We start from the raw sequence: 25,934 nt of genomic DNA, 5'->3' as shown, positions 1-25,934 counted from the left end.
ACATTTTTAAAATAATTTTAATATGAATTTTTACAGTCAGTTTCTTTTACTCATTATGCTATTGATAGTTTCGTGCAAGGGAAAAACCGATAATGCTAACGATAAGCCATTCAGTAAAGATAAAATAGTAGAATATTTTGGTAAAGATGTATCAAAAGTAGTATTTAACCATCTGTATGTTGTAGTGGATAGTCTTTCCTATGCCAAATTTATGGAGAACAAAGAATGGCGTAACTCATACGCTTCTATGGACATGGGGCTGCCCAATTTTCAGGAAGCAAATAAAACCGCTGCTTCTTGCTATGTTAGAGGGCATAAACACTACATAGAAATTTTAGGTCCAAACAATATATTTAGCGAGCCTGTGGGCAAAAGCGGTTTGGGATATTCTTTAGAGAATAAGGATGAGCATTTTCATTTGGGAATTGAACCCAGATTAAAAGCAAATGGAACATCTTATCTATCGGCAAATGAAACTGTAGACATGCCTTTTGGCGATACGAAACAAACTTGGTTTAAGGCATTTTATACCCCAAGCCCAGGAACTGCATTATACACGTGGTATGCATTTTATAACCCATCGTTTTTAGAAGTTTTATATGGTGATGACTATACTACCTATTCAAGGGAAACATATCTTAAGGGAAGTTACACCAACGAAAAGCTTTTTCAAGGCGTGGAAAAATTGGAATTAATTTGCACGATAAAAGACTATAACCGTATTGCACAAGAAATGCGTCATTTAGGCTGTGAACTTATAAAAAAAGAGAATGAGACACTCAGCATTGCTAGTGGGGATATTGTAATTTCTATTTCACCATCTACTAAAGTGGAATTTAGTAGAGTTAACAAGTTGTATTGTAAATTAAACAATTTAAACTATGAACAAGTCGAGTTGGGAAATTTATTGATTAAAAACAATGGTAAAGAGTCAGTATGGGACTTTTCCAAGCTTTACAAATAAAAAAATAACCCTTAAAAATTAAATTTTATGAAAAGAAGTAAAATAAATCTAATTATAGCTGCATTGGTAGCTACATTAAGCATTATGGCTTGCAAAGAACAGAAGAAAAGTGATCATAAAGAAGCTGTTAAAACTGAAAATGAAGTTACTGATATGAAGGCTAAAAATAAAATTACCCTCCATAAGCTAGATGGTTCCCCGGCCTATTCTGATGCGGTGCTTTCAATGGACGCTCCTCAAAGTGGAAAGATTGCTAAAAGTGGAGAAGTTGATTTTTCATTTACCGTAAAGAACTACAAATTGGGGGCGCAGACAGAGAGTTCCAATACAAATTTACTAGCTAACTCTGATAAGGGGCAACATATTCACTTTATACTAAATAACCAGCCCTACTCGGCACATTATGAAGCCAATTTCAGAAAGGAAATCCCTGATGGTGTACATTATTTAGTGGCGTTTTTAAGCCGGTCGTACCATGAGTCGGTTAAAAACGACAATTCTTTCGTGGTAAAAAAACTAGAAGTAGGAACCAATCCTAAAGATACTTTACAAATGGATATGGATGCACCAACATTAATTTACAGTCGCCCCAAAGGGGAGTATGCTGGCAAAGATACCGAAAACTTGTTGTTGGATTTTTTTGTGTTGAATACAGAACTTTCCGAAGATGGAAACAAAGTGAGGGCTACTATCAATGGAGATGAGTTTTTAATAACTCAATGGGCTCCTTATGTTATCAAGGGGTTGCCAAAAGGAGAAGTCATTATTAGTTTAGAGCTTGTTGATAGTAATGGCAATTTGATTCCGGGCCCTTTCAATAAAGTGACCAGAACAGTGATTTTGAAAAACTAAGTTGAACAATTGGCATACAATTCAGTTTTGAAAATGGGAACCTAATTAGGAACCTAATTTCTCCCAAAAACTTGACAAGTTGACTTTTCAATGGAAATGCATATAGGTGCAGTAATTGTAGCTAAACATGCATTGTATATACTTATAAATCAAAAAATCCAGTCTATTTTGTAGACTGGATTTCTAATTTTGCTCCCCCTCTTGGGCTCGAACCAAGGACCCTCTGATTAACAGTCAGATGCTCTAACCAACTGAGCTAAGGAGGAATTTTATTTTAATTTGCTCAACGAGCTTTAATCGGGCTGTTGAGAAAGATTTTATTCCTTTTTTGCGGATGCAAATATATATGTTTTTTTCGGTAAGGCAAACAAAAAATATCTTTTTTTATTTTATTTAAAAATCGCCTTGTATATATCGTTTCCGTTGGCGTACAAAAGTAAGGCAATTAATAAAAAGAACCCAACCATTTGTGCATATTCCAAGAATTTTTCACTTGGTTTTCTGCCGGTGATCATTTCATATAACAAGAACATCACATGGCCCCCGTCCAGTGCCGGAATGGGTAAGATGTTCATAAATGCCAAAATAATAGAAATAAAGGCCGTTGAAAGCCAAAACCCTTGCCAATTCCATGTGTCGGGAAATAGTTTGGCAATGGTGCCAAAACCACCTACTTCGGTAGCTCCTTTTTTGGTAAATATAAATTTCATGGAACTTATATAGTCCCTTAAGGTCCAATACCCGTATTCGATACCTGCCGGAATTGCTTCTGTGAAAGAATATTTTTTCTTGGTAATGTCTTTAATGGTAAAAGAGGCCTTTGGGTAAACGCCTATTGTTTTATTTTCGCCGGGGGTAACCGAAATAGTATCTGTTATTTTGTTCTTCTTTATTACCAGATGAATCGGTGTGTTTTCATTTTGCTTTACAACGTCTGTAAACTCGTCCCAAAAAGTAATGGCAGTTCCGTTCACTGAAACAATTTCGTCGTTTGCTTCTAGCCCTGCCTTGGCTGCGGGGCTATCTGGTACAATGCTGTCCAGAACCGGTGCTATTCTCGGGGTAAAAGGTCTTATAGCCCCTTCCTTGTACAAATAGGTGCCCAGACTGTCCGGTACACTTAAAATTTCGGTCTTGCCATTGGCATGGGCCACTTCTACATTTTCGATATCGCGTACTACAATAATCCTCCCGACATCCATAATGTCTTCAGGTTTTTTGCCGTCTATCTTTAGAATTTTGTCACCGTCCCTAAAACCGTATTGCTTTAACTGTTCGGCTACCTTAAATCCATTGGGATAAATATCCTGTGGAAATTCATTGCTTCCCCATACGTATAAGACCATGGCATAAATAAAGAATCCTAAAATAAGGTTTACCGTTACGCCCCCCAACATAATTATAAGCCGTTGCCATGCCGGTTTAGAGCGAAACTCCCAAGGCTGTGGCGGTTGTGCCATTTGCTCTTTGTCCATGCTTTCGTCTATCATCCCAGATATTTTCACATAGCCCCCCAGTGGTAGCCAGCCAATACCATAAACGGTCTCGCCTATTTTCTTTTTAAACAAAGCAAACTTTACATCGAAGAATAAAAAGAATTTTTCAACGCGGGTCTTAAATAATTTTGCAGGGATAAAATGCCCTAATTCATGCAGAATAATTAATATGGATAAACTTAAAAAAAGTTGTAATGCCTTAACTAAAATCGGACTCATAAAAATGGTTTCAATTTGAAATCGCACAAAAGTAATGTTTTCAATCTATTTGGCACAATGAAAATAGATAAGCAGTTGATTTTTATGACGCTTTTATGATAAAATTGCCTTTTTTAAATGCTATTGTTGTACTTTTGCAACTCAGAAAAAAACATAAATGCTTCAGTTTTTTAGCAAGTTCAAATATCTCTTCATTACACTTCTAGTGCTTTCGGCCATCATTGTAAGTTTAATATACCAAGCACTAAAGCCAAAGGAGCGCCTGCCGGTTTATGAGCCATCCATGGTAAATGCATCACTGGTAGATACCAGTATTCAATACATAAGGAAATACCACAAAATAGCTCCCTTCAAGTTAATCAATCAAAATGGAGACACCATTACCGAGGCCGATTATGAAGACAAAATTTACGTGGCCGATTTCTTTTTTACCACATGTCTGTCAATTTGCCCGATCATGACCGACAACATGGTTAAAATTCAGCATAAAATTATAAATGATCCCGATGTTAAGCTCTTGTCCTACTCGGTAACGCCAAAAATAGATTCGGTGCCGCGCCTTAAGGCCTATGCCAAAGAAAAAGGGGTAATAGACAGTAAGTGGAATATGCTTACAGGTGATAAGAAACAAATTTACGAGCTTGCCCGAAAAAGCTACCTAGCGGTTAAGACCGTTGGCGATGGCGGACCTTTCGACATGATACATACCGAAAATTTTGTCCTGGTAGATAAAAAAAAGCAGATCCGCGGGTTTTACGATGGTACAAAACAAGAAGAAATAGATAAACTGCTACACGACATTCAGGTTTTAAAAAACGAATATGCCAAGTAGTACAAGGGCATATCAGAAAAACGCCAGCTTTTTCCTGCTTTTGCAAATAGGGCGGTGGAATCTGTTCGATTCAGGGCTGGCAGCTACTGTTTGTACGTCTTGGCAAACATTTAACTTTTAAAACCAGCAAACTAAATTTAATTTATTTCCTCAAACCTAAATTTTATCTTACTTTTGCTTACTTAAAATCAATCTAAATAAGGTTTTGAAGTTGACGATTGCAAATTTAAAGAGGGGCCAGCGGGCCATTATCAAAGAGTTTTCCACAGATATTATTCCTATTAAACTGTTAGAAATGGGATGCCTGCCGGGCAATGAGGTAGAATTATTGCAAATTGCACCGTTCAAAGACCCCTTATATTTAAACATAAACGGGTCATTTTTGGCAATCCGCCGTGAAACGGCCCTTCAAATAGAAATCGATGTAATTCCAGAAAGTCAATCCGTATGAGTAAGCAGATCAATGTAGCCCTCATCGGGAACCCCAATACCGGAAAAACATCCATCTTCAACCAATTGACCGGGCTCAACCAAAAAGTTGGTAACTATCCCGGCATTACCGTAGAAAAAAAAGAAGGCGTTTGCAAACTTCCGCGAGGCGTAAAAGCACATATTATAGATTTGCCCGGGACCTATAGCTTAAATGCCACTTCGTTGGACGAAAATGTGGTAATTGAATTATTGCTCAACAAAAAAGACAAAGATTTTCCAGATGTTGCTGTGGTTATTACCGATGTGGAAAACCTAAAGAGAAACTTGCTGCTCTTTACACAAATAAAAGATTTAAAAATCCCGGCCATTCTTGTTGTCAATATGGCCGACCGCATGGAACGTAAGGGCATATCCCTTGATATAGATACACTGGAAGAACGCTTGCATACTAAGATTGCGTTGGTAAGCACGCGTAAAAAAACGGGAATAAACCAGTTAAAAGAACTTATTGCCAATTATAAAAACCTTTCAACAACACCATGTGTGGACACCACTTTGGTAGATACCGATTATTTTAACGGATTAAGAGCTGCCTTTCCAAATCAGGATATATACAAACTGTGGCTGGTAATAACCCAGGATGCCAATTTTGCCAATTTAGACCGTAATTTGATTAAGGATACATCGGCATTCTCCACAAAATCCCAGTCCGAACTCAAAAAAATGCAGCATAAAGAAACCGTGCTGCGTTATCAGTTCATCAATGGCGTTTTAAAAGAAGGCTATGAAGTGGACATTAATGCAGCGAAAGGCTTCCGTGCTACCATAGACCGCATTTTAACCCACAAAATATGGGGCTATGTTGTCTTCTTTTTAATTTTACTTACCATTTTTCAAGCCATATACGATTGGAGCAGCTATCCCATGGATTTTATAGATGGGCTGTTTGCTTCTTTTAGCGAATGGGCCAAAGAAACGCTTCCGGCAGGCGCACTAACCGATTTAATAGCAGAAGGGATTATTCCCGGACTTGGCGGGATTGTTATATTTATACCACAAATAGCCTTTTTGTTCCTTTTCATTTCCATTTTAGAAGAATCGGGCTACATGAGCCGGGTTGTTTTTTTAATGGACCGCATAATGAGGCGTTTTGGCTTGAGCGGAAAAAGTGTTGTGCCCTTAATCTCCGGAACGGCCTGTGCAATTCCGGCAGTTATGGCCACCCGAAATATAGAAAGCTGGAAAGAACGGCTTATCACCATTTTGGTAACCCCTTTTGTTACCTGCTCGGCACGTCTCCCGGTATATCTTATCATTATTGCTTTGGTAATTCCAGATAAACGCTTTCTGGGCATGAACCTACAAGGCATTACACTTATGGCCTTGTACTTGCTTGGCTTTTTAACCGCGGTATTTTCGGCTTGGGCATTGAATAAAGTTTTAAAAGTAAAAAGCAGGACCTTTTTTGTAGTAGAAATGCCCAATTATAAATTGCCATTGGTAAAAAACGTATTGATAACGGTGGTAGAAAAAACCAAAAGTTTTGTTTTTGGGGCAGGAAAAATCATCTTGGCAATTTCTATCATTTTATGGTTTTTGGCATCCAATGGACCTTCAGAAAAATTCGATAATGCCGAAGCTGTAATAACTTCGCAACCCGATAGCCAAAAGCTTACCGAAGAGGAGCTTTCAACAAAAATAGCAGCTTACAAGCTTGAAAATTCATATATTGGTATTGCAGGTCATGCCATTGAACCCGCCATAAGGCCTTTGGGTTACGATTGGAAAATAGGCATTGCGCTTATAAGTTCGTTTGCCGCAAGAGAAGTTTTTGTTGGAACACTGGCCACTATTTATAGTGTGGGGAGCGACGAAGAAGAAACCATTAAAAACAGAATGGCAGACGAGCGGAACCCGATTACCGGCGGACCATTGTTTAACTTGGCTTCAGGAATTTCTTTGTTGTTATTTTATGCTTTTGCCATGCAGTGCATGAGTACGGTAGCTATTGTAAAAAGGGAGACCAACGGCTGGAAATGGCCCATGGGACAATTGGTATTTATGACGTGTTTTGCTTATATTACAGCTTTAATAGCATATCAATTAATTAAATAACAAAAGAATGGAGTTGCAGACTATCTTGGTGTATCTGGTTGTTTTTATGGCAGTTGCTTATTTGGTTTTAAAATTTGTTTTCCCAAAAACATTGTCCTTTTTAGGAGGAAAAAAGGGCGGAAATGCCTGTGGCGACGACGATTGTAAATGTCATTGATATGTCCAAACGCGACCTAAAGAAATACCTGGAAACATTAAAGAAAAAGGAATTAGAGACGCAAATAATAGAATTGTACAATCGGTTTAAAGAAGTAAAGGTTTACTACGATTTTGTTTTTAACCCGAAAGAAGATAAATTAATAGACGAATGTAAGGCAAAAATTGCCAATGAATACTTCCCTATAAAAAGAAAAAGACCCAAAGCAAGGCGGTCTGTAGCACAAAAGTATATTAAACATTTTATGGATTTGGGGGTGAACCCCGTAATGATAGCCGATGTGATGTGGTTCAATTTAGAAATAGCCCAAACATTTAACAAAGAAAAGGCAGTAAAACAAGATGCATTTTACAAAAGCATGGCCAAATCTTTTGACGAGGCTGTTAAATTTACCTTGGTGCATGGATTGATAGACGAATTCAAGCAGCGTTTATTGGCTGTATATCAAGAAGCGCAAATACAAGAATGGCCATTTTTGTACACGATGGAACGCTCTTTGGATATGGTAGATTGATATAATAAAAGTAACTTTCCTAAATTTGAATGCATTATGAAAAAAAAAGATTTCCTGAATTTACTTATGAAGAAAAAGAAGACCATGGACTGTTCCTTTTAATGCAACAGGCAAATAGAAACAAGACTGTGGAAAGAGATGAGATTATGGATATATTGAACAAGTAATAAAAAGTATTATTTTTAAGGCAGCTACCATAAAAAACATAAAATGACAAAATGCATAACCTTGCTTTTTCTAATTGTAAACCTGGGGATTTCTTCTGCTCAGGAAAAACTTTCTGCCATAAATGAATCGGAGATATTAAAAGTCTTTTACAATCAAGAGGGTGCATGGAACCGTGGCGATATCCCTGCTTTTATGGAAGGCTATTGGAAGTCCAAAAACTTGGCTTTTGTAGGTTCTTCAGGTGCTGTTTTTGGTTGGGAGGCTACCAAAGCGCGTTATTTAAAAAGTTATCCAGACACAACTGCTATGGGAAAATTAACCTTTAAAGTCATTAAACTTCAGCAGGTAAAAGAAGGCGTTGCCCAAATGATAGGTTCTTTCCATTTAAAAAGAAGCATTGGCGACCTTCACGGTTATTTTACCCTTGTTTGGCATAAGTTCGACAATGAGTGGTTAATTATAAGCGACCATACCTCGTCGGCGAATTAAGCTAACAAATTTTTTACCCCAAAGCCACATCCAATGTCATCATGACAATAAATCCGCCCATAAAACCCAGGGTGGCAATATCGGTATATTTATCTTGTTGGGTTTCGGGAATAACTTCTTCGACCACTACAAAAATCATGGCGCCGGCCGCAAAAGCAAGTGCATATGGCAAAACCGGTGTAAAAAAGCTTACCGCCAAGGCACCTACAACTCCGGCAATGGGCTCGACAATGGCAGAAAGTTGCCCGTAATAAAAACTTTTTTTTCGGCTTAACCCTTGTCGGCGCAACGGCATGGAAACGGCAATTCCCTCGGGGAAATTTTGGATTCCTATCCCTATGGCCAAAACAACGGCTCCGGCAATGGAAGCTTCGGGAATCCCGGCCGCTACTCCGCCAAATAATACGCCAACCGCCAATCCTTCAGGAATATTGTGCAAGGTAATTGCCAGGACTAGTAAAATGGTACGGTGCAAGTTGGTTTGCACACCTTCGCTTTCACTGGGCTTAAAGTTAATATGCAGGTGCGGTAAAAATTTGTCCAAACCAAAAAGGAATAAAGCGCCAAGGCCAAAACCGATTGCTGATGGAAGTACTTTGGCAAATCCATCGCCTGTGCTCATTTCTATAGCGGGGGCCAATAAGCTCCAAAAACTAGCGGCCACCATGACGCCTCCGGTAAAGCCAAGCATTCCGTCGAGCACGCTTCGTTTCATCTCTTTAAAAAAGAATACAAACGATGCCCCCAAAGCCGTTATCAGCCATGTAAAAGTGGTGGCCAGCAACGCACCGATAACAGGATCTATTTCTTCAAAAAAATTTATAATCGTTTCAAACATAATGGTTAGTTAAATTATTGTTTTACAATTAATACAGGGGTTTTTACGCGGTGTCTTACTGTATTTACGGTAGTACCGAAGAGGATGTCTTTAAAAAAATCATGGCCATGGGCTCCCATAATCAAGAGGTCGTATGTTTCTTCGTTTACAAACTTCGGAATTACTTTTTTGGGCCTTCCAAAACCTAATTTAATAGTTACGTTATAGCCCATGTCGGTTAGTATTTTTTGGTACGATTCCAAATACTTTTTATCGCTAGAGGCTTCATGGTCGTTAATCTGTTGCCCATAAATCAATGCCCCGGCAGTCTCAACCACGTGGATAAGCGTATATTTTGTGTTTTTTTGACCAATTTTTAAGGCAGTGTCAATACCAACTTTGTCCGCCTGTGAAAAGTCAATAGCGATGGCAATTTTGTTGTAGGACAAGGTACTGGGTAGCTTGTTGAACAATACTTCGTCTATGTGAGGCACATGTTTCTCCTTTCTTGTTTTTTTATGAATATTGGGACTAAAAATTATATAAACCAACAATAATAAAGCAGCAATGGCAAGGGGAAGCACCACGGCCCAAATATAAAAAGGGTGTTCGGCCGATGCTAGCCAGCCGGAAACTTCTTCAAAAACAAGTTTTATATTAAGTGACACAATAATTAAGGCAATAATCCATGAACAAATTTTTAATGGGAATTTAATAGAAAAATCGCCCATTAATTTTTTATTGCTTACAAAATGAATTAATGGAATAATGGCAAATCCAAGTTGAAGGCTTAATACTACTTGACTGAGGACAAGGAGCTTTCCCGTGGCTCCTTCACCTAGAATTACAATGGTGAGAATAGCAGGGATAATTGCAATAATGCGTGTAATTACCCTTCTTACCCAAGGCTCGATTCTTAAGTTTAAGTAACCCTCCATTACAATTTGTCCGGCAAGCGTTCCGGTAACGGTAGAGCTTTGTCCGGCAGCAATAAGTGCCAATGCAAAAAGTATGGATGCCCATTTAGAACCTAATAAGGGCGATAATAATTGGTGTGCATCCTGTATTTCTGCAATGCCAAACATACCATTTTTATAAAAAGTGGCAGCGGCCAGAATTAAGATAGCAGCATTTACAAAAAAAGCCAAGTTAAGGGCAATGGCAGAGTCGACAAAATTATATTTAAGCGCCTGCTTTATGCCCTTGAAATTTTTGTTGAATTTTCTTGTTTGCACCAAAGACGAATGCAAATAAAGGTTGTGCGGCATTACGGTAGCCCCTATGATGCCAATTGCAATATAAAGAGCATCACTATTGGGGATAGAAGGGATGAGGCCACTGGCTACTTCATGCATGTCCGGCTTGGCAAAAAACATTTCAAATAAAAAAGAAAGTCCAATAATGCTAATGAGGGCAATAATAAAAGCCTCCATTTTCCGTATCCCCTTATTTATAAGAAAAAGCAATAGAAAAGTATCCAAAACCGTAAAGCAAACGCCCCAAATTAACGGAATGTCCAATAGGAGCTGTAAACCAATGGCCATGCCTAAAACTTCGGCAAGGTCTGTTGCGGCAATGGCTACTTCGGCCAATAGGTACAATATAAAATTAACAGGTCGCGAATAGGTTTCCTTAGAAGCTTGTGCAAGGTCCTTGCCCCTTACTATGCCCAGTCGTGCACTTAAACTTTGAAGCAATAAGGCCATGATATTGGACATTAACAGGACCCAGAGTAAGCTATAGCCAAATTGGCTCCCGCCTGCAATATCGGTGGCCCAATTTCCAGGGTCCATGTATCCCACGCTAATTAAATAGGCAGGGCCAAAGAAAGAGAGAATCCGCTTCCAAAAGGATTTTTTGGTAGTAGTGTTTATACTTTCATGAACTTCTTCCAATGAATGATGGCCGGGTTTAGGCATGATTAGCTGATTTTTAGAAAAATATTGTTGGCAGTCATAGACGAGATGTTTATTTCCTTATGATTGAGTTGGATTAAAACAGAATTATCGAAAGGCTCTTTGTTGAGGATAATAATTTTTTCGCCTAAGGCAATATTGAGTTTGTCTAAATACCTTAAAAAGTCAGACGAGGAATCTTTTACACCCACCACAATGCCCTTGTCTCCTTTTTTTGCGGAAGAAAGCAATACTTTTTCAACTTTTGTAATATTTCCGTCTTTGTCAGGAATCGGGTCGCCATGCGGGTCAATTCTCGGGTAATCCAGAAAGGCATCTAGTTTTTCAACAAGTTTTTCGCTTTTTATGTGCTCTAGTTCTTCGGCAATGTCGTGAACTTCATCCCATGAAAAATTAAGTTTTTCCACTAAAAAAAATTCCCATAAACGGTGTTTTCGTATAATTTTGGCGGCATATGTTTTTCCCTTGTCGGTCAACCGGGCGCCTTGGTATTTTTTATAATGAACCACGTCTTTTTCGGCTAGTTTCTTAATCATGTCGGTTACAGACGACGCTTTGGTGTCCATCTGCATAGCAATTGCATTGGTAGAAACTCCTTTTTGGTCATCCTTCGAAAGATGGTAAATGGCCTTTATGTAATCTTCTTCAGAAAGCGTCATGTTTTTTATTTATACAAAAATACATTTTTATTTGTAAAAACAAATTTTTAGTTTTGTCTAAAAATAAATTTAAATAAAGCTAATAATGAAAATAAAGCTGTTTTTTCTCTTTTACCTGATATGTTTCTCGGTGCTTGGACAATATGTGGAAGGACGTGTTATGCATAAAAATGAAGCATTGCCGTATGCAAACGTCTCTGTATTTGGAACAAACAAGGGAATCGCCACTGATGAAAATGGATATTTTAAATTGTTTTTAGAAGAAGGTAATTATACTTTATTGGTTTCTTATACCGGGTTTTCTTCAGTAACCAAAAAAATACGAGTTGATGATAATACTATTTTTGTTGAATTTAATTTAAGGGAAGAAAGCAAGCTTGACCAAGTGGTAATTACCGGAACGTTAAAGCCAGTAAGCAGGATGGAAACTCCCGTTCCGGTAGAAGTTTATAAACCTGCTTTTTTTAAAAAGAACCCTACTGCCAATGTTTTTGAAGCCTTGCAGAACGTTAATGGTGTACGTCCGCAATTAAATTGTAACATTTGCAATACGGGCGATATCCATATAAACGGTCTTGAAGGTCCCTATACCATGGTTTTAATTGATGGGATGCCAATTGTAAGTGGCCTGTCTACGGTTTACGGGCTTTCGGGAATTCCAAATTCGTTGATAGAACGTATGGAAGTGGTAAAAGGGCCGGCATCGTCTTTGTATGGAAGCGAAGCCGTGGGCGGATTGATAAATATTATTACCAAAACCCCAGCATATGCGCCAAAATTTACCATCGATGCTTTTGGGACCACTTGGGGAGAATTTAATCTGGACATGGGCTACAGGGCATTGTTGGGAGAAAAGATTTCCTTTTTATTTGGTGCGAATTACTTTAATTATAGCAACCCCATAGATAATAACAATGATAATTTTACCGATCTAACTTTGCAAGACCGCATTTCACTGTTTCAAAAATGGGATTTTAAACGAAAGGAAAACCGACTTTTCTCACTTGCTACGCGTTATTTTTACGAAGACCGCTGGGGTGGCGAAATGCAATGGGCGCCCAAATATCGGGGCGGGGATGAAGTTTATGGCGAAAGCATTTATACGTCCCGTTGGGAATTTTTAGGGAAATATCAACTTCCTTTTAAGGAGAAAATGTTGTTTACATTTTCGTATACCGATCATGACCAGAATTCTGTATACGGCGATGTTCCGTATTTGGCGCAACAGCGTATTGCTTTTGGGCAACTTACTTGGGATAAAAAATGGGGAAATCACGATTTGCTGTTTGGAACAGCATTGCGGTATAATTATTATGACGACAATACCCCGGCGACAGAAAATGGATTGAAAAACATTCCTGACGCAACAACCATTCCCGGCGTTTTTGTCCAGGACGAAATAAAATTCAATAAACAACATACCTTGTTGCTGGGGATGCGTTACGATTACGACAACCGTCACGGAAATATTTTCACGCCACGCCTTGCCTATAAATGGAGCTTCTCGCCAAACGATATTTTTAGGATCAATGCAGGCACCGGTTTTCGGGTGGTAAATTTGTTTACCGAAGACCATGCCGCGCTTACCGGGGCAAGGGAAGTGGTTATTGCAGAAGAATTAGACCCCGAGCGCTCGTATAATGTTAACATTAACTATCTAAAGAAAATCTATACAGGAAATAATAATTTTATCGGGCTCGATCTTTCTGCTTGGTATACCTATTTTACCAATATGATTGTGCCCGATTATGATACCGACCCCAATGAAATTATTTATGATAATTTGGATGGATATGCCGTTAGCAAAGGAATAAGTGCCAATGCAGATATTGCTTTTTACAACGGATTGAAATTGATGCTTGGTGCAACCTTGATGGATGTTTCGCAAACGGAAAATGGCGAAACTACCAGGCAAATGTTAACCGAGCAATTTTCGGGAACTTGGGGTGTTTCATACAAAATAATGCCATGGCATTTGAATATTGATTATACGGGAAATGTATACGGACCCATGCGTTTACCGCTTTTGGGCGATTTGGACCCCCGTAAGCCAAATTCACCTTGGTGGAGCATTCAAAACATTCAGTTTACGTTTAATGGATTTAAAAAGTTTGAATTGTTTGGGGGCATTAAAAATTTATTGAATTGGACCCCCAATAAAGGCAACCCGTTTATCATTGCCAGGGCCAACGACCCTTTTGATAAAAGCGTACAATTTGATGCTCAGGGAAATGTAATGGCAACGCCCGATAATCCATATGCGCTAACTTTTGATCCATCTTATGTATATGGGCCAAATCAAGGAATACGAGGGTTTTTGGGAGTGCGGTTTCAACTAGATTAAAAAAGGGCAGTATGTTTTTGCGTTAAAATTTTTACATTTAACAAAAATCTTAAGCCATGCGCATTATAACATACTGCTTTTTGTTTTTCACCGGTGTAATGTATAGCCAAACCAATATTCATGAAGAGGTAATGCTTGGCCCCAATAAAGAAAAAGAATTTTTTGTCGCGGCCAACATGGACGACCTTATCCAGTTTGAAGTTAAGAGGACCGACGGCAAAAAAATATCTCATTTTTCATTAACGGCACTTCAAAGTAACAATACTGTTTTTACCGAAAGGCGTTTTAGAAAATTTAAAAGTGGTATTACTTCATTTGAAAAAAGCGTGTATCGATTACTTTTTAAAAACAACACTCAAGATCCTGTTGCTTTTGATTTGGATGTAGATATTAATTCTTATAATAATCAGCCTGCTGTAATGGCATACCGAACAGTTTATGATACCGTTTATGGCGAAGAAAAAACCATCATGGAAACTGTTGAAAAACTGGAAACCAAAACACTGCAAAAAGAAAAGTTTTATCTAAACAGTAAATCCAATGCCTTGGTAAAGGGCGGGAAAGACCGAGCTGTTTTTCCGGTGTACTTGCCTAAAAACACAGCCGAATGGTTTTATGTTTTAACCGCTAATAGAGATGAAGAAGCCATAAAGGCCACTGCAAAAACATTTAGCCTAGCCAGTGAGCTGTCTAAATATATCGAGACGGAAAAAAATTCACTGTCAACGGCAGTAACAAATTTAAATGCACCTCCTGGGGCTAATATTTGCGATATCTATTTAATGAATAAAACAGAAGCTACAAAATTTAGGGCAGGCGAAGATTATGGGTTTGATATTGAAGGTTCGAGAGAAAATTATAAATCGGGAATTGTTGGGGTAAAGGGCACACAATCCAAAGCCTATTTTATCGGGGTGAAAAACCCGGACAATTTATATGGAATTCATGTTGGTATTGAGGTTGTGGCCATTGTAAAAGAAGAAAAAAAAGTTCCTAAATTAGTTCGTAGTCCAACAATAACCGCAAAACAGGTTCCGTATGTATCAGAATGAGTTTTTTATACTTCCCTTCCCATTAGTATATTGGCAAAAGAAACCAATGTTTCCTTCTTTTCGGCGCTAATGTTTAGCCCGTTCAGGATATCCAGTGCTTTTTTTGTATAATTTTCTATTGCTTTCAAGGTAGCATCAACAGCCCCGCTGGACGCCATTAATTCTTTTACGGTTTGAATTTTTGCCGAAGGGTCGGCTGGGGCGATAGCATATAAATGAAGGAGTTGCTCGGCTTCATCGTTGCCTAATTCTTCAATGGTCTTAAGGTAAAGAAAGGTCTTTTTATTTTCAATAATATCCCCGCCAATTTGTTTCCCAAAGCTTTTTGGGTCTCCAAAGGCATCCAGATAATCATCTTTTATTTGAAAGGCAATCCCTAAATTCATGCCAAAATCGTAAATAGCTTTTGCATCATTTTCATCAGCATGCGTAACAATGGCGCCCATTTCCATGGCAGCTCCCACCAAAACGGCAGTTTTATAGGTAATCATTTTTAGGTACTCATCAATGGTAACATCGTCACGGGTTTCAAAATCAATATCATATTGTTGTCCTTCGCATACTTCAATAGCGGTTTTGCTAAATAGTTTTGCCAGTTTATGAAAAACTTCAGGGTCGTAACGTTCAAAAAACTGATAGGCAACAATAAGCATAACATCACCAGAAAGAATACCGGTGTTTAAATCCCACTTCTCGTGCACGGTTTCTTTTCCTCTTCTCAGCGGCGCATCGTCCATGATATCGTCGTGGATCAACGAAAAATTATGGAATATCTCTATTGCCATTGCTGCATTCATTGCCTTTTTATAGTCGTTTCCAAAGATATCGGCAGTCATCAAAGTTAAAACAGGGCGTAACCTTTTGCCTCCCAATCCTAAAATATAATTCATTGGGTTATAAAGATTAACAGGCTCCCGTGTAACAATATGCTGTTCTAAATGACTAACAAATGCGTCTCTATAAGCATGAATGGATAACATAGGGTTAAATTTTCGGCTAAAATACCATATTTAAGAAAGTTGCCAACGGGTTTTTTATGTTAAATAATTGTAAATACTTAGGAAACTTTTATTGTTTTTAAAGTTTCCTTGCGTATATTTGCCCCCAATTATGAAGGAAAAAATATTAGATAAGGCTACTGAAATGTTTTTGAATCTAGGTTTTAAAAGTGTCACAATGGACGACATAGCAACAGAACTTGGGATTTCTAAAAAAACGATATATCAACATTTTAAAACAAAGACAGAATTGGTGGAAGCGGCTGTTTTTTACCTTTTTGAGTCGATTAGCAGTGGAATTGATTTTATTTGCGAAGCATCGCATAATCCTATAGAAGAGCTTTTTCATATTAAAAAATTTGTAAGCGATTACCTTAAGGACGAAAAATCTTCCCCGCAATTTCAACTTAAAAAGTATTATCCAAAAATATACAACCGTTTGTTCTGGAAACAGTTTGAGGTAATGAACGAATGCGTTATGGAGAATATAAAAAAAGGCGTTGACAGCAAATTGTTCAGAAAAGGAATTGATATAGATTTTATAGCCAGAATTTATTTTAGCGGAATGTTAAACATTAAAGATCCCGATATTTTCCCTGCTACAGATTTCAAACCGTCAGATTTGGCAACAAAGTTCCTGGAATATCATATTCGGGCAATTGCCACAGAAAACGGACTTAAAATTTTAAATGAATTTATTAACCAAAACAACGATTAAACGATGAGGAACTTATTAATCATCGCTGCTTTTTTAACAAGTATATCTGGATTTTCTCAAGAAAAAAGTTATAGTTTTTCCATGGAAGAGGCTATCAATTTTGCATTAGATAGTAGTTATGCCGCTATAAACTCCAGGCGTGAAATAGCAAAATCTTTAAAGAAAAAATGGGAAACAACCGCAGCAGGTTTGCCACAAATAGATGGTGTTGTAGACTACCAAAACATGTTAAAGCAACCAGTAACGTTAATTCCGGGCGAAATAGCTGGTGGCGAGCCCGGCACATTTGTACCGGTTAAATTTGGAACCAAGCAACAAATGTCGCTTACGGGAACCTTGACGCAGCTAATTTTTGACGGATCGTATTTGGTAGGGTTAAAAGCCGCAAAAGTGTTTGTTGATTATAACGAAAACACCAACGAAAAAACGCTTCTGGAAGTTAGGGAAGGCGTAATTAATGCATATGGTGGGGTTTTGCTTACCCAAGAGAGCGTTGCAATTTTAGAAAAAAACCTTGCAGCCCTGGAAGATAATTTAAAAGAAACCCAGGCCATGTACGAAAACGGGTTTGCCGAAGAAGAAGATGTAGAACAGTTACAGATTACAACCCTGCAAATTAAAAATCAGTTAAGTAATTCCAAAAGAATGGAAGGCATTGCTGTTCAAATGCTCAATTTGGCATTGGGTGTTCCTATTGATGCCGAGGTGAACCTAGAAGATAATTTACAGACCTTAACAGAGGAGAGCGTAAGCCTGGCCCTTACCGAAACAGCCTTTAACTTCGAAAATAACGTAGATTATAGAATCGCACAAAACTTGACTAAACAGCGCGATTTGGAATTAAAACTGGAAAAAAGTAAAGCGCTGCCAACCATAAACGGGTTTATTAATTACGGCACCTCAGCCTTTGATAACGAATTTGTGTTTTTTGATAGTGAAACTTCTTGGTTTCAATCGTCTATATTGGGAGTGAGTATGAATATCCCTATTTTTAGCTCCTTACAACGTAGCGCCCGGACCCAACAGGCAAAAATAGCACTGGACCAGGCAAAAACAGACTTTATTCAGACAACACAACAAATTAATTTGGACCTGGACAGGGCTAAAAGTAATTACAGGTTTGCTATTGAAAACTACCATACATCTGAACAAAACCTGAAATTGGCAGAGCGTATTGAGAACAAAAATCAAATTAAATATAGAGAAGGGATTTCAACAAGTTTCGACTTTAGACAGGCACAAACACAGCTTTACACCGCACAACAAGAATACATAGAATCTATGTTGGAAGTAATTGAAGCAAAAGCTGAGCTTGAGACAATATTGAATACCCCTGATGTTTTAAATAAAAATTAATTGGCATAAACTAAATCAACAAACAATGAAAAAGACATATTTAATCATAATTTCAGCATTGGTCCTAGCTTCATGTGGGGGCGGGGGAAAGCAGTCTGTAGATGAGGTTATAGAAAATGGTAATTTGGAGGCGATAAAACAAAAACGTGAAGAATTATCCCTTCAGCACGATGCCTTGGGTGCCGATATAAAAAAATTGAACGATGCAGTTAAGAAACTGGATACCACCAAAAATTATGTGTTGGTAACTGCATTTACGGCAAAAGATACACTGTTTAACCATTATATTGAACTTCAAGGAAATGTAAGTACCAAGGAAAACATTGTAATTAATGCCGAATATTCCGGAGCCCTTCAGCAAGTGGTGGTAAAAGAAGGCCAGAGCGTACACAAAGGACAAGTACTGGCACGTATAGACGAAGGGGGCTTAGGTGCTCAGTTGGCACAGCTTAAGGCACAGGAAACCTTGGCCAAGACAACTTATGAGCGTCAAAAAAGACTTTGGGAACAAAATATTGGCTCCGAAATGCAATATTTACAGGCGCAAACGCAATACGAGTCCAATAAAAGTGCAGTTTCGCAACTAGAAAGCCAATTGTCAAAAGCTACTGTAGTAGCGCCTTTTTCAGGTACTATCGAAGAAATTATTTCAGAGCAAGGTACCAATGTGGCCATGGGAACCCCTATTATGCGTATTGTGAGCCTAAACAATATGTACATAGAGACCGAAGTGCCCGAAAAATATTTGCCTAGCATCAAAAAAGGGACCAATGTTATTGCCGAGTTTCCTGTAATTGGCGAAAAAGTAGAAACAGACGTCCGTCAGGTAAGTAATTACATCAATCCTTCCAACCGTTCATTTAAAATAGAAGTGGGCGTGCCAAACAAAAATGGGATGATAAAACCAAACCTTACGGCCAAAGTTATAATTAACGATTACACCAGCGAAAAAGCCTTTTTAATACCTCAAAGCGTTATTTCAGAAAACGCCGAAGGAAACCAATATGTTTACATCGCTTCCAATATTTCCGATAATGGAGAGGCAGAAGTACATCAGGCCGTTATCCAAACAGGGAAAACCCAAGGAAACCTCGTGGAAGTTGTAAAGGGTATAAATGCTGGAGATTATGTTATAAAAGAAGGAGCGCGCAGTGTTCAGGAAGGACAAAAAGTAAAAATACTAAAGAAATAGTCCATGAGTAAAATTAATAAAAACGCTGATAAAGAATTTAGACTGTCGTCTTGGGCTATAGAAAACAAGACAACAATCTATGTCATGATTGCAATAGTCCTCATATTGGGGGTATCGGCTTATTTTGGAATGCCCCGGGAATCTTTTCCCGAGGTAAAAGAAACCAAGATATACATAAGTACACCTTACCCGGGGAATACCGCTGAAGATATAGAAAGGTTGATTACCGATCCGCTTGAAGACGAACTTAAAAACGTGAGCAACGTAGTGGAAATTACATCAACCTCTCAAGAAGATTATGCAATTATAACCGTGGAGTTTGATGAAGACATTACCGTAGAGGCTGCCAAACAAAAGGTGAAAGATGAAGTAGATGCCGAAAAGGCCGGCGAGGATTGGCCGGTGTTCAACGGGGCTAAGGTAGAGCCCAATGTGTTCGATCTAAACCTATCGGAAGAAATGCCCATCCTAAATATCAACATAAAAGGGGATTACCCGGTTGAAAAATTAAAAGAATACGGTGAATATTTAGAAGATAGAATTGAAGACCTTCCGCAGATAAAACAAGTTGATATCCGCGGAGCGCAAGAAAAAGAGGTAGAAGTTGCCGTGGATGTCTATAAAATGATGGCCGCCCAGATTAGTTTCGACGATGTGCTTAATACCATAAGGAACGGGAACGTAACAATGTCGGCCGGAAATATGATTGTAAGCGGACAAAGACGAACAATCAGGATTCTTGGAGAAATAGAAGACCCACAGGAACTTCAAAATTTTGTGGTAAAATCTCAAGACGGAGTAGTGTACTTAAGAGACATTGCTTCAATTTCCTTTAAAGAAGAAGATAAAACCACTTTTGCACGCGAATTTGGAGAAAGTGTTGTGATGCTCGATGTGAAAAAGCGTGCCGGAAAAAACATGATTGAAGCTTCAGAGCAAATTGAAGAAATTATAAAAAAGGCTGAAAAAGAATATTATCCGCCCGATTTATCAATAACCGTTGCCAACGACCAGTCTTCGCAGACCTTAAATCAAGTAAGCGACTTGGTAAACAACATAATCTTCGGTATTATTTTGGTTGTAGGTGTGTTAATGTTCTTTTTGGGCTTCCGGAATGCATTGTTTGTAGGTTTTGCAATTCCAATGTCAATGTTTATGTCGTTCATGATTCTTCAAGGGCTTGGATATACACTAAACACCATGATTCTTTTCGGACTCATTATGGGTCTTGGTATGTTGGTAGATAACGGGATTGTTGTTGTGGAAAATGTATACCGCTTAATGGACGAAGAAGGCATGTCCCGTATAGAAGCCGCCAAAAAGGGTATTGGTGAGATTGCATTTCCTATAATTATTTCTACAGCCACAACGGTTGCGGCATTTATCCCATTAGGGATGTGGCCGGGCGTGATGGGCGAATTCATGAAATTTTTCCCAATTACCTTGTCGGTAGTGCTGGGCTCCTCACTTTTTGTGGCCATTTTTATGAACTCCATGCTTGTTTCCCAGTTTATGGACACCGGAGAGAAAAAACTTACCAGAAAACAATTAATACGTTTAAGCATTATTTTGGGGGTTCCCGGTATTTTTATACTAATTTTTGGTGGCGCTGTCAGAGGGCTTGGAACTTTAATGATTGTTACCGCCATTATGTTCTGGATATACCGTTATTGGTTAAAAGGGGCCGCCGACTATTTTCAAGCACACACGCTTACATGGCTGGAAAAAAAATACCAAAGCTTCCTTAAAATGGCCCTTGGCGGATGGAAACCCTTGCTGTTTGTTGGCGGGACCTTTGCCCTGCTTATTATAGTTTTTATGCTGTTTGGCCAATCATTGGGAAGTGGGCGGACTAAAGTGGAGTTCTTTCCCGACAATAAACCAAACCAGATTATTGTTTATATTGAATATCCACAAGGAACCGATATAGACAAGACCAATGCCATTACCAAAGATATTGAAAAGCGGGTATATGCTATCCTGAACGATGGCGAATACATGGACAATGGTTATAACTATATGGTAGAATCGGCTGTTTCGCAAGTGGGGGAAGGTGCCGGAAACCCACAAACAGATGGGGGTTCCAGTGCCGAAATGCCACACAAAGGAAAAATTACCGCTACCATGCGGGAATACAAATACCGTCGGGGAAAAGACAGCGAAGTGCTTCGTAAAAAAGTACAAGAAGCTTTAAAGGGAATTTACCCCGGGGTTGCCATTTCTGTTGAGAAAGATGCCGTTGGTCCACCTGCTGGATACCCAATCAATATCGAGTTAAGTGGTGAAGATTACGACGAGCTTATTGTTACGGCCGAAAAAATGCGCGATTACATCAACACCAAAAATATAGCTGAAGTTGAAGAGCTCAAGATCGATGTGAACAAAGGAAAGCCGGCAATGGTAGTTGAAGTGGATAGGGAAAAGGCAGGAGAATTGGGCGTAGCCGTAGGCCAGGTTGGAAACCAGTTAAGACGTTCCATATTTGGTGAAAAAGCCGGGATTTACAAAGAAGGTGGCGATGATTACGATATTTATGTGCGATTTAACAAAGACTTGAGATATAATACAAGTGCTTTATTCGATCAGAATATAATATTTAGGGATCAGGCTTCAGGCCAGATTAAAGAAATCCCCGTTTCTGCTGTTGCCAAACATAAAAATACGTCTTCCTTTAGTGCCATCAAGCACAGAGACCTCAAACGGGTAGTTACCGTGTATTCTGGTTTGGCTCCTGGATATACCGATGCTGGGGCCGCAGTAGGGAAAATTCAAAAGGAAATGGGCAACTTCGATGTTCCCAATAGCATTCATATAGATTATACAGGTCAAATTGAAGAACAAAACAAACAAATGGCCTTTTTAATGAGTGCGTTTTTTGCAGGATTGGGGCTCATTATGCTTATTTTAATTTTTCAGTTTAGTTCTGTGTCCAAGCCTACTATTATCATGTTGGCGATATTCCTGAGTTTTATTGGGGTATTTGGTGGTTTGATGATTACGGGATGGTCTTTTGTTATCATGATGACCATGATGGGGATTATCTCACTTGCGGGGATCGTGGTAAACAATGGTGTTGTATTATTGGATTATGCACAAATATTAATAGATAGGAGAAAGATTAAGTTAGGGCTTACGGAAGACAGCGATTTGTTGCCAAAAGCCGATATGAAAGAAGTATTGGTAATGTCTGGCAGGGCTAGGTTACGTCCTGTATTGCTAACGGCCATAACAACCATTCTTGGGTTAATTCCTTTGGCAATAGGTTTAAATATCGACTTCTTTTCCCTGTTCTCGCAATTTGATGCACAGATATATATGGGAGGAGATAACGTTATTTTCTGGGGACCTTTGGCTTGGACGGTTATTTTTGGCCTCTTTATAGCTACTTTCCTTACACTTATTATTGTTCCGTTGCTATTTTACATAGTATATTGGGCAAAATTAAAATTCAGAAATAAAAAAGAGGAGGTTGTGGAAAAACTAGACGACATAGCTCCAATATAAAATAATGCTTAAATTTGGTTAATTGCTAAAAACGGTTATGCGGACGTTCGCATAACCGTTTTTTTCGTTCGTTGAATCTTTCAACCTAGTTTAAAGTGTTTCATCACTCAAATAGATTCATTTGCCCTGGAGGGGAATTTTTAAAGAGCTCCCGTTGCATATTAAATAGGCTTTTGTTTAATTGTGGCATTTGGATATCGCTAAAATATTGCTGTCGTGCTATTTTTATAAGTGCATGGATTTGCTCTGCTATCTTTCCTTCACCTGTTTTTCTTACGCCGTACCTACTGTCGTTTAATGTGCCGCCATGACATTCGGCAATTTGGTGTAGTACCTTTTCGGCTTTATCGGGCAATGTTTTGTGTATCCAATCGGTAAAAATTTCACCAATGGCACCATTGAGCCTTACCACGGTAAACCCAATGGATATGGCTCCGTGTTTCCTAACGGTTTTTGCTAACGGAAGGATTTCATGACTATTAATTGAAGGGATTATGGGGGCCATCATCACATTTACAGGCACCATATTATCAGATAATGTCTTTACGGTTTCCAAGCGTTTTTTTATGCTTGCCGTACGTGGCTCCAACACCCGGCGTGTGTCTTCGCTTAAGGAAGTAATAGAAACGTTTACGGCAATTAATCCTTGAGAAGTAAGTTCTTTTATAATGTCCAGGTCGCGCAAAATAAAGGCGTTTTTTGTAATAATGGCAACAGGATGCTTGTATTTTAAAAATACCTCAAGGCATTTTCTGGTAATCCTGAATTTTTGTTCTGCCGGTTGGTAACAATCGGTGTTTCCTGCCATTACAATAGTTTTTGCCTGCCAATTTCTGCTTAAAAGTTTCTTTTCCAATAATTGGGGGGCATTTTTTTTAACAAGTATTTTTCTTTCAAAGTCCAATCCGGCACTATAGCCCCAATATTCATGAGAATTTCGCGCATAACAATAAATGCAACCATGTTCGCACCCTTGATAAGGATTCATGGAATACCCCATGCCAACATCGGGGCTGGTTACTTTGTTCACAATAGTTTTGGGAAAGACTTCTAGGTAACTGGTTTTGTTTTTGTCGGCAATTTCTCCTTCGAGCCGGCAATATTCAAGAAAGTCTTCCCTCATTTCATGGGAGAGTTCCAGAAATTTATTACGGACATTTATTTGTGCGCCCCTTCCTTTGCTATTTTTTAGATTATCGGACATAATCCAAAATTATGGAATAATTCCATTTCATCAAAAAGAATTTCTTCAAAAAAAATGCGTAACTTTTTTGCGAAATAAACATTAACCTTTTAAAAATATTAACGATTTGTCAAAATGAAACGTAGAAACTTTATTAAGAACGCAGCCGCTGCGGGAAGTGCACTTTATATTGTGCCTTCGCATGTTATGGGCGGTGTTCATGTCCCTCCAAGCGACACTTTATATATGGCCGGATTTGGAGTTGGAGGAAGAGGTGGCCAAGTGATCAAGGAATTGGGAAACACTAAAAAAGTTAAATTTGTTACCCTGTGCGATGTGGACGAAGTGCGTGCAAAAGACACCTTTAAAGCACATCCAAAAGCAAAAAAATACAAGGATTTTAGAGAAGTTTATGATAAGCACTTAAACGAAATAGATGCTTTTATGGTGGCGACACCCGATCATAACCATGCTACCATTGCACTCCCGTTTATGAAAGCCAAAAAACATGCTTATGTTGAAAAACCGCTAACGCACAATATTGCTGAAGCACGATTAATGGCCAAAGTTGCCCAAGAGAACAGTATTGTTACCCAGATGGGGAACCAAGGAAGCTCTTCGGATGGTGCCCGGACTACTCAAGAATGGATTGAAGCCGGTGTCATAGGGAAAGTAATAAAAGTAGATTGCTGGACAAATAGACCGGTTTGGCCACAGGGAACCAAAGGAAGGCCAGAGGGAGTGCCAGTGCCCGGTACGTTAGACTGGGACCAATGGTTGGGCCCTGCCGCATTTAGGCCATACAACCCCGCTTATCTGCCATTTAAATGGAGGGGATGGTGGGATTTCGGAACAGGAGCACTTGGAGATATGGGATGTCATATCATGGAGACACCTTTTAGGGTATTAAAATTAAATTATCCTACCGAAGCAGAAGCAAGCTGTACAACAGTATGGTCTGGAGATTTTGTAGAAGCCGACTATAGCGAAGCCTGTCCGCCTTCTTCAATTGTCCGTTTAAAATTCAATACAGAAAATCATGGAGATATTGCCCTTAGCTGGTACGATGGCGGCATAATGCCCGACATTCCAGATGGGCTACAAGAAGGAGAAACCATTGGAGATCCCGGGGGAGGCTCCATTTTTTATGGTGAAAAAGGAATTTTAATTACCGATGCATACTCTGAAAACCCTAGAATTTTAAATGCTTATAAAGATAAAGTAGGCGATTTCCCTACCGAAAAAAGATTGAAAAGGATTGACGGAGCCATTTCGGGGCACTACAATAATTTTGTTGACGGATGCTTAAAAGGTATTGAAACCTCTTCTCCATTCTCCTATGCCGGACCTTTAACCGAAACGGTACTTATGGGCAATTTGGCAATAAAAGCTTTTCAGTACAAAGTATTGAAGCCAGGCAAGAAAATAGGAGACTGGGATCCATATGATTATCCCGGAAGAAAGAAAATTATGTGGGACGGAAAAAACATGCGGGTTACCAATTACGAAAAAGCGAACGAATGGATCAATGGCTCATACAGAAAAGGTTGGGAATTGAGTTCATAGGGACATATTGTAAAATAATGTTTGAAAAAGCGGCTGTAATTGCAGCCGTTTTTGTTTGGGTACAATTGAAGAAAAAAAGCTTAAAAATAAAAAGGGCGGAATTAATCCGCCCTTTTTGCCCCAAATCTTACCATGAACTTAACCTACTTATGCTATGGTGATGCGAATATATGTTGAGGTGCATTTACGACAAAATCAATTGGTTGTAATGCACGTTTTTTAGTTAAAGTGAAAGATGCTGTTTTAAATTTTAAATCGAAGGAAATTTTGATTCTAATTGAGGATTGGTATAAAATAAAAAAGGTGGAAATAAATCCACCTTTTTTGCCCCAAATCTTACCATGAACTTAACCTACTTATGCTATGGTATTGTCAAAGATAATATTTGAAA

At 38.7% G+C, this 25,934-nt stretch carries 22 protein-coding genes and 1 tRNA gene; 16 read left to right on the top strand and 7 right to left on the bottom strand.

Features of this window, described 5'->3' with window-relative positions; all coding sequences use genetic code 11:
• The first annotated feature begins 22 nt into the window (after window positions 1-22).
• Together PSF86_RS10055 and PSF86_RS10050 are read left to right on the top strand one after the other, a co-directional pair.
• Window positions 23-964, top strand: coding sequence for a DUF5829 family protein (locus PSF86_RS10055; RefSeq protein WP_277899944.1), 942 nt, complete (start codon window positions 23-25; stop codon window positions 962-964).
• Between the two features lie 27 nt (window positions 965-991).
• Window positions 992-1,816 (top strand): hypothetical protein, encoded by an 825-nt coding sequence (locus PSF86_RS10050; protein ID WP_277899943.1) that lies wholly within the window; start codon window positions 992-994, stop codon window positions 1,814-1,816.
• Window positions 1,817-2,008: 192 nt separating this feature from the next.
• Here PSF86_RS10050 and PSF86_RS10045 read toward each other — a convergent pair.
• Together PSF86_RS10045 and rseP are read right to left on the bottom strand one after the other, a co-directional pair.
• Window positions 2,009-2,082, bottom strand: a tRNA-Asn gene (locus PSF86_RS10045).
• 123 nt (window positions 2,083-2,205) lie between these two features.
• Entirely contained in the window at window positions 2,206-3,531 is a 1,326-nt protein-coding gene (rseP, locus tag PSF86_RS10040; protein WP_277899942.1) for an RIP metalloprotease RseP, read from the bottom strand.
• Window positions 3,532-3,688: 157 nt separating this feature from the next.
• On the opposite strand from rseP, the gene PSF86_RS10035 reads away from it, so the two are divergent.
• The 7 genes from PSF86_RS10035 (at window position 3,689) to PSF86_RS10005 (ending at window position 8,238) form a co-directional block, all read left to right on the top strand.
• Entirely contained in the window at window positions 3,689-4,363 is a 675-nt protein-coding gene (locus PSF86_RS10035) for an SCO family protein (RefSeq protein ID WP_277899941.1), read from the top strand.
• 205 nt (window positions 4,364-4,568) lie between these two features.
• A complete protein-coding gene (locus tag PSF86_RS10030; RefSeq protein ID WP_277899940.1) occupies window positions 4,569-4,814 on the top strand; it encodes a FeoA family protein in 246 nt (81 codons plus the stop codon).
• Window positions 4,811-6,910 carry a ferrous iron transport protein B gene (gene feoB / locus PSF86_RS10025; protein ID WP_277899939.1) on the top strand — a complete coding sequence of 700 codons (2,100 nt, stop codon included), beginning with the start codon at window positions 4,811-4,813 and terminating at the stop codon, window positions 6,908-6,910. The genes PSF86_RS10030 and feoB overlap by 4 nt, the downstream gene beginning before the upstream one ends.
• A gap of 7 nt (window positions 6,911-6,917) precedes the next feature.
• A complete protein-coding gene (locus PSF86_RS10020) occupies window positions 6,918-7,067 on the top strand; it encodes a FeoB-associated Cys-rich membrane protein (RefSeq protein ID WP_277899938.1) in 150 nt (49 codons plus the stop codon).
• A gap of 1 nt (window position 7,068) precedes the next feature.
• Window positions 7,069-7,581 (top strand): DUF6155 family protein, encoded by a 513-nt coding sequence (locus PSF86_RS10015; protein ID WP_277900215.1) that lies wholly within the window; start codon window positions 7,069-7,071, stop codon window positions 7,579-7,581.
• Between the two features lie 29 nt (window positions 7,582-7,610).
• The gene (locus PSF86_RS10010; protein ID WP_277899937.1) at window positions 7,611-7,748 is read left to right on the top strand and encodes a hypothetical protein; all 138 of its coding nucleotides are present in this window, start codon (window positions 7,611-7,613) and stop codon (window positions 7,746-7,748) included.
• A gap of 43 nt (window positions 7,749-7,791) precedes the next feature.
• The gene (locus PSF86_RS10005; RefSeq protein WP_277899936.1) at window positions 7,792-8,238 is read left to right on the top strand and encodes a YybH family protein; all 447 of its coding nucleotides are present in this window, start codon (window positions 7,792-7,794) and stop codon (window positions 8,236-8,238) included.
• Window positions 8,239-8,251: 13 nt separating this feature from the next.
• Here the strand turns inward: PSF86_RS10005 and PSF86_RS10000 are convergent, their stop codons facing one another.
• From PSF86_RS10000 to PSF86_RS09990, 3 genes are read right to left on the bottom strand one after another with little or no spacing between them, the layout of a single operon-like run.
• A complete protein-coding gene (locus PSF86_RS10000) occupies window positions 8,252-9,076 on the bottom strand; it encodes a ZIP family metal transporter (RefSeq protein WP_277899935.1) in 825 nt (274 codons plus the stop codon).
• Between the two features lie 14 nt (window positions 9,077-9,090).
• Window positions 9,091-10,974, bottom strand: coding sequence for an Nramp family divalent metal transporter (locus tag PSF86_RS09995; RefSeq protein WP_277899934.1), 1,884 nt, complete (start codon window positions 10,972-10,974; stop codon window positions 9,091-9,093).
• 2 nt (window positions 10,975-10,976) lie between these two features.
• Window positions 10,977-11,630 carry a metal-dependent transcriptional regulator gene (locus PSF86_RS09990; RefSeq protein WP_277899933.1) on the bottom strand — a complete coding sequence of 218 codons (654 nt, stop codon included), beginning with the start codon at window positions 11,628-11,630 and terminating at the stop codon, window positions 10,977-10,979.
• A gap of 85 nt (window positions 11,631-11,715) precedes the next feature.
• Between PSF86_RS09990 and PSF86_RS09985 the strand changes: the two genes are divergently transcribed.
• Both PSF86_RS09985 and PSF86_RS09980 read left to right on the top strand, forming a co-directional pair.
• On the top strand, window positions 11,716-13,974 hold the full coding sequence (locus PSF86_RS09985) for a TonB-dependent receptor (RefSeq protein WP_277899932.1): 2,259 nt from the start codon (window positions 11,716-11,718) through the stop codon (window positions 13,972-13,974).
• Window positions 13,975-14,030: 56 nt separating this feature from the next.
• Window positions 14,031-15,026, top strand: a complete 996-nt coding sequence (locus tag PSF86_RS09980) for a hypothetical protein (protein ID WP_277899931.1) — start codon at window positions 14,031-14,033, stop codon at window positions 15,024-15,026.
• Window positions 15,027-15,031: 5 nt separating this feature from the next.
• Here PSF86_RS09980 and PSF86_RS09975 read toward each other — a convergent pair whose 3' ends face one another.
• On the bottom strand, window positions 15,032-16,006 hold the full coding sequence (locus tag PSF86_RS09975; RefSeq protein WP_277899930.1) for a polyprenyl synthetase family protein: 975 nt from the start codon (window positions 16,004-16,006) through the stop codon (window positions 15,032-15,034).
• Window positions 16,007-16,136: 130 nt separating this feature from the next.
• Here PSF86_RS09975 and PSF86_RS09970 point away from each other — a divergent pair, with 130 nt between their 5' ends.
• From PSF86_RS09970 to PSF86_RS09955, 4 genes are read left to right on the top strand one after another with little or no spacing between them, the layout of a single operon-like run.
• The gene (locus PSF86_RS09970) at window positions 16,137-16,742 is read left to right on the top strand and encodes a TetR/AcrR family transcriptional regulator (RefSeq protein ID WP_277899929.1); all 606 of its coding nucleotides are present in this window, start codon (window positions 16,137-16,139) and stop codon (window positions 16,740-16,742) included.
• A 3-nt stretch (window positions 16,743-16,745) separates the two neighbouring features.
• The gene (locus PSF86_RS09965; RefSeq protein WP_277899928.1) at window positions 16,746-18,098 is read left to right on the top strand and encodes a TolC family protein; all 1,353 of its coding nucleotides are present in this window, start codon (window positions 16,746-16,748) and stop codon (window positions 18,096-18,098) included.
• A gap of 25 nt (window positions 18,099-18,123) precedes the next feature.
• The gene (locus PSF86_RS09960; protein WP_277899927.1) at window positions 18,124-19,290 is read left to right on the top strand and encodes an efflux RND transporter periplasmic adaptor subunit; all 1,167 of its coding nucleotides are present in this window, start codon (window positions 18,124-18,126) and stop codon (window positions 19,288-19,290) included.
• 3 nt (window positions 19,291-19,293) lie between these two features.
• Window positions 19,294-22,794 (top strand): efflux RND transporter permease subunit, encoded by a 3,501-nt coding sequence (locus PSF86_RS09955; RefSeq protein WP_277899926.1) that lies wholly within the window; start codon window positions 19,294-19,296, stop codon window positions 22,792-22,794.
• 103 nt (window positions 22,795-22,897) lie between these two features.
• Here PSF86_RS09955 and PSF86_RS09950 read toward each other — a convergent pair whose 3' ends face one another.
• Window positions 22,898-23,998: a PA0069 family radical SAM protein gene (locus tag PSF86_RS09950; protein ID WP_277899925.1), complete on the bottom strand. Its 1,101-nt coding sequence runs from the start codon at window positions 23,996-23,998 to the stop codon at window positions 22,898-22,900.
• A 114-nt stretch (window positions 23,999-24,112) separates the two neighbouring features.
• Between PSF86_RS09950 and PSF86_RS09945 the strand changes: the two genes are divergently transcribed.
• Window positions 24,113-25,543, top strand: coding sequence for a Gfo/Idh/MocA family protein (locus tag PSF86_RS09945; RefSeq protein ID WP_277899924.1), 1,431 nt, complete (start codon window positions 24,113-24,115; stop codon window positions 25,541-25,543).
• Window positions 25,544-25,934: the final 391 nt, after the last annotated feature.

The sequence above is a fragment of the Galbibacter pacificus genome, assembly GCF_029603165.1.
Classification (GTDB): Bacteria; Bacteroidota; Bacteroidia; order Flavobacteriales; family Flavobacteriaceae; genus Galbibacter; species Galbibacter pacificus.
This window is presented reverse-complemented; position numbering and strand designations above follow the sequence as displayed.

Bases quoted from the DNA above. Each gene is read 5' to 3' on its own strand.
- PSF86_RS09980 (WP_277899931.1), top strand. From the start codon at position 14,031: ATGCGCATTATAACATACTGCTTTTTGTTTTTCACCGGTGTAATGTAT.
- PSF86_RS09985 (WP_277899932.1), top strand. From the start codon at position 11,716: ATGAAAATAAAGCTGTTTTTTCTCTTTTACCTGATATGTTTCTCGGTG.
- PSF86_RS10035 (WP_277899941.1), top strand. From the start codon at position 3,689: ATGCTTCAGTTTTTTAGCAAGTTCAAATATCTCTTCATTACACTTCTA.
- PSF86_RS10000 (WP_277899935.1), bottom strand. From the start codon at position 9,076: ATGTTTGAAACGATTATAAATTTTTTTGAAGAAATAGATCCTGTTATC.
- PSF86_RS09945 (WP_277899924.1), top strand. From the start codon at position 24,113: ATGAAACGTAGAAACTTTATTAAGAACGCAGCCGCTGCGGGAAGTGCA.
- PSF86_RS09995 (WP_277899934.1), bottom strand. From the start codon at position 10,974: ATGCCTAAACCCGGCCATCATTCATTGGAAGAAGTTCATGAAAGTATA.
- PSF86_RS10020 (WP_277899938.1), top strand. From the start codon at position 6,918: ATGGAGTTGCAGACTATCTTGGTGTATCTGGTTGTTTTTATGGCAGTT.
- feoB (WP_277899939.1), top strand. From the start codon at position 4,811: ATGAGTAAGCAGATCAATGTAGCCCTCATCGGGAACCCCAATACCGGA.
- PSF86_RS10050 (WP_277899943.1), top strand. From the start codon at position 992: ATGAAAAGAAGTAAAATAAATCTAATTATAGCTGCATTGGTAGCTACA.
- rseP (WP_277899942.1), bottom strand. From the start codon at position 3,531: ATGAGTCCGATTTTAGTTAAGGCATTACAACTTTTTTTAAGTTTATCC.
- PSF86_RS09965 (WP_277899928.1), top strand. From the start codon at position 16,746: ATGAGGAACTTATTAATCATCGCTGCTTTTTTAACAAGTATATCTGGA.
- PSF86_RS09970 (WP_277899929.1), top strand. From the start codon at position 16,137: ATGAAGGAAAAAATATTAGATAAGGCTACTGAAATGTTTTTGAATCTA.
- PSF86_RS10010 (WP_277899937.1), top strand. From the start codon at position 7,611: ATGCATTATGAAAAAAAAAGATTTCCTGAATTTACTTATGAAGAAAAA.
- PSF86_RS09960 (WP_277899927.1), top strand. From the start codon at position 18,124: ATGAAAAAGACATATTTAATCATAATTTCAGCATTGGTCCTAGCTTCA.
- PSF86_RS09990 (WP_277899933.1), bottom strand. From the start codon at position 11,630: ATGACGCTTTCTGAAGAAGATTACATAAAGGCCATTTACCATCTTTCG.
- PSF86_RS09975 (WP_277899930.1), bottom strand. From the start codon at position 16,006: ATGTTATCCATTCATGCTTATAGAGACGCATTTGTTAGTCATTTAGAA.
- PSF86_RS09950 (WP_277899925.1), bottom strand. From the start codon at position 23,998: ATGTCCGATAATCTAAAAAATAGCAAAGGAAGGGGCGCACAAATAAAT.
- PSF86_RS10015 (WP_277900215.1), top strand. From the start codon at position 7,069: ATGTCCAAACGCGACCTAAAGAAATACCTGGAAACATTAAAGAAAAAG.
- PSF86_RS10055 (WP_277899944.1), top strand. From the start codon at position 23: ATGAATTTTTACAGTCAGTTTCTTTTACTCATTATGCTATTGATAGTT.
- PSF86_RS09955 (WP_277899926.1), top strand. From the start codon at position 19,294: ATGAGTAAAATTAATAAAAACGCTGATAAAGAATTTAGACTGTCGTCT.
- PSF86_RS10005 (WP_277899936.1), top strand. From the start codon at position 7,792: ATGACAAAATGCATAACCTTGCTTTTTCTAATTGTAAACCTGGGGATT.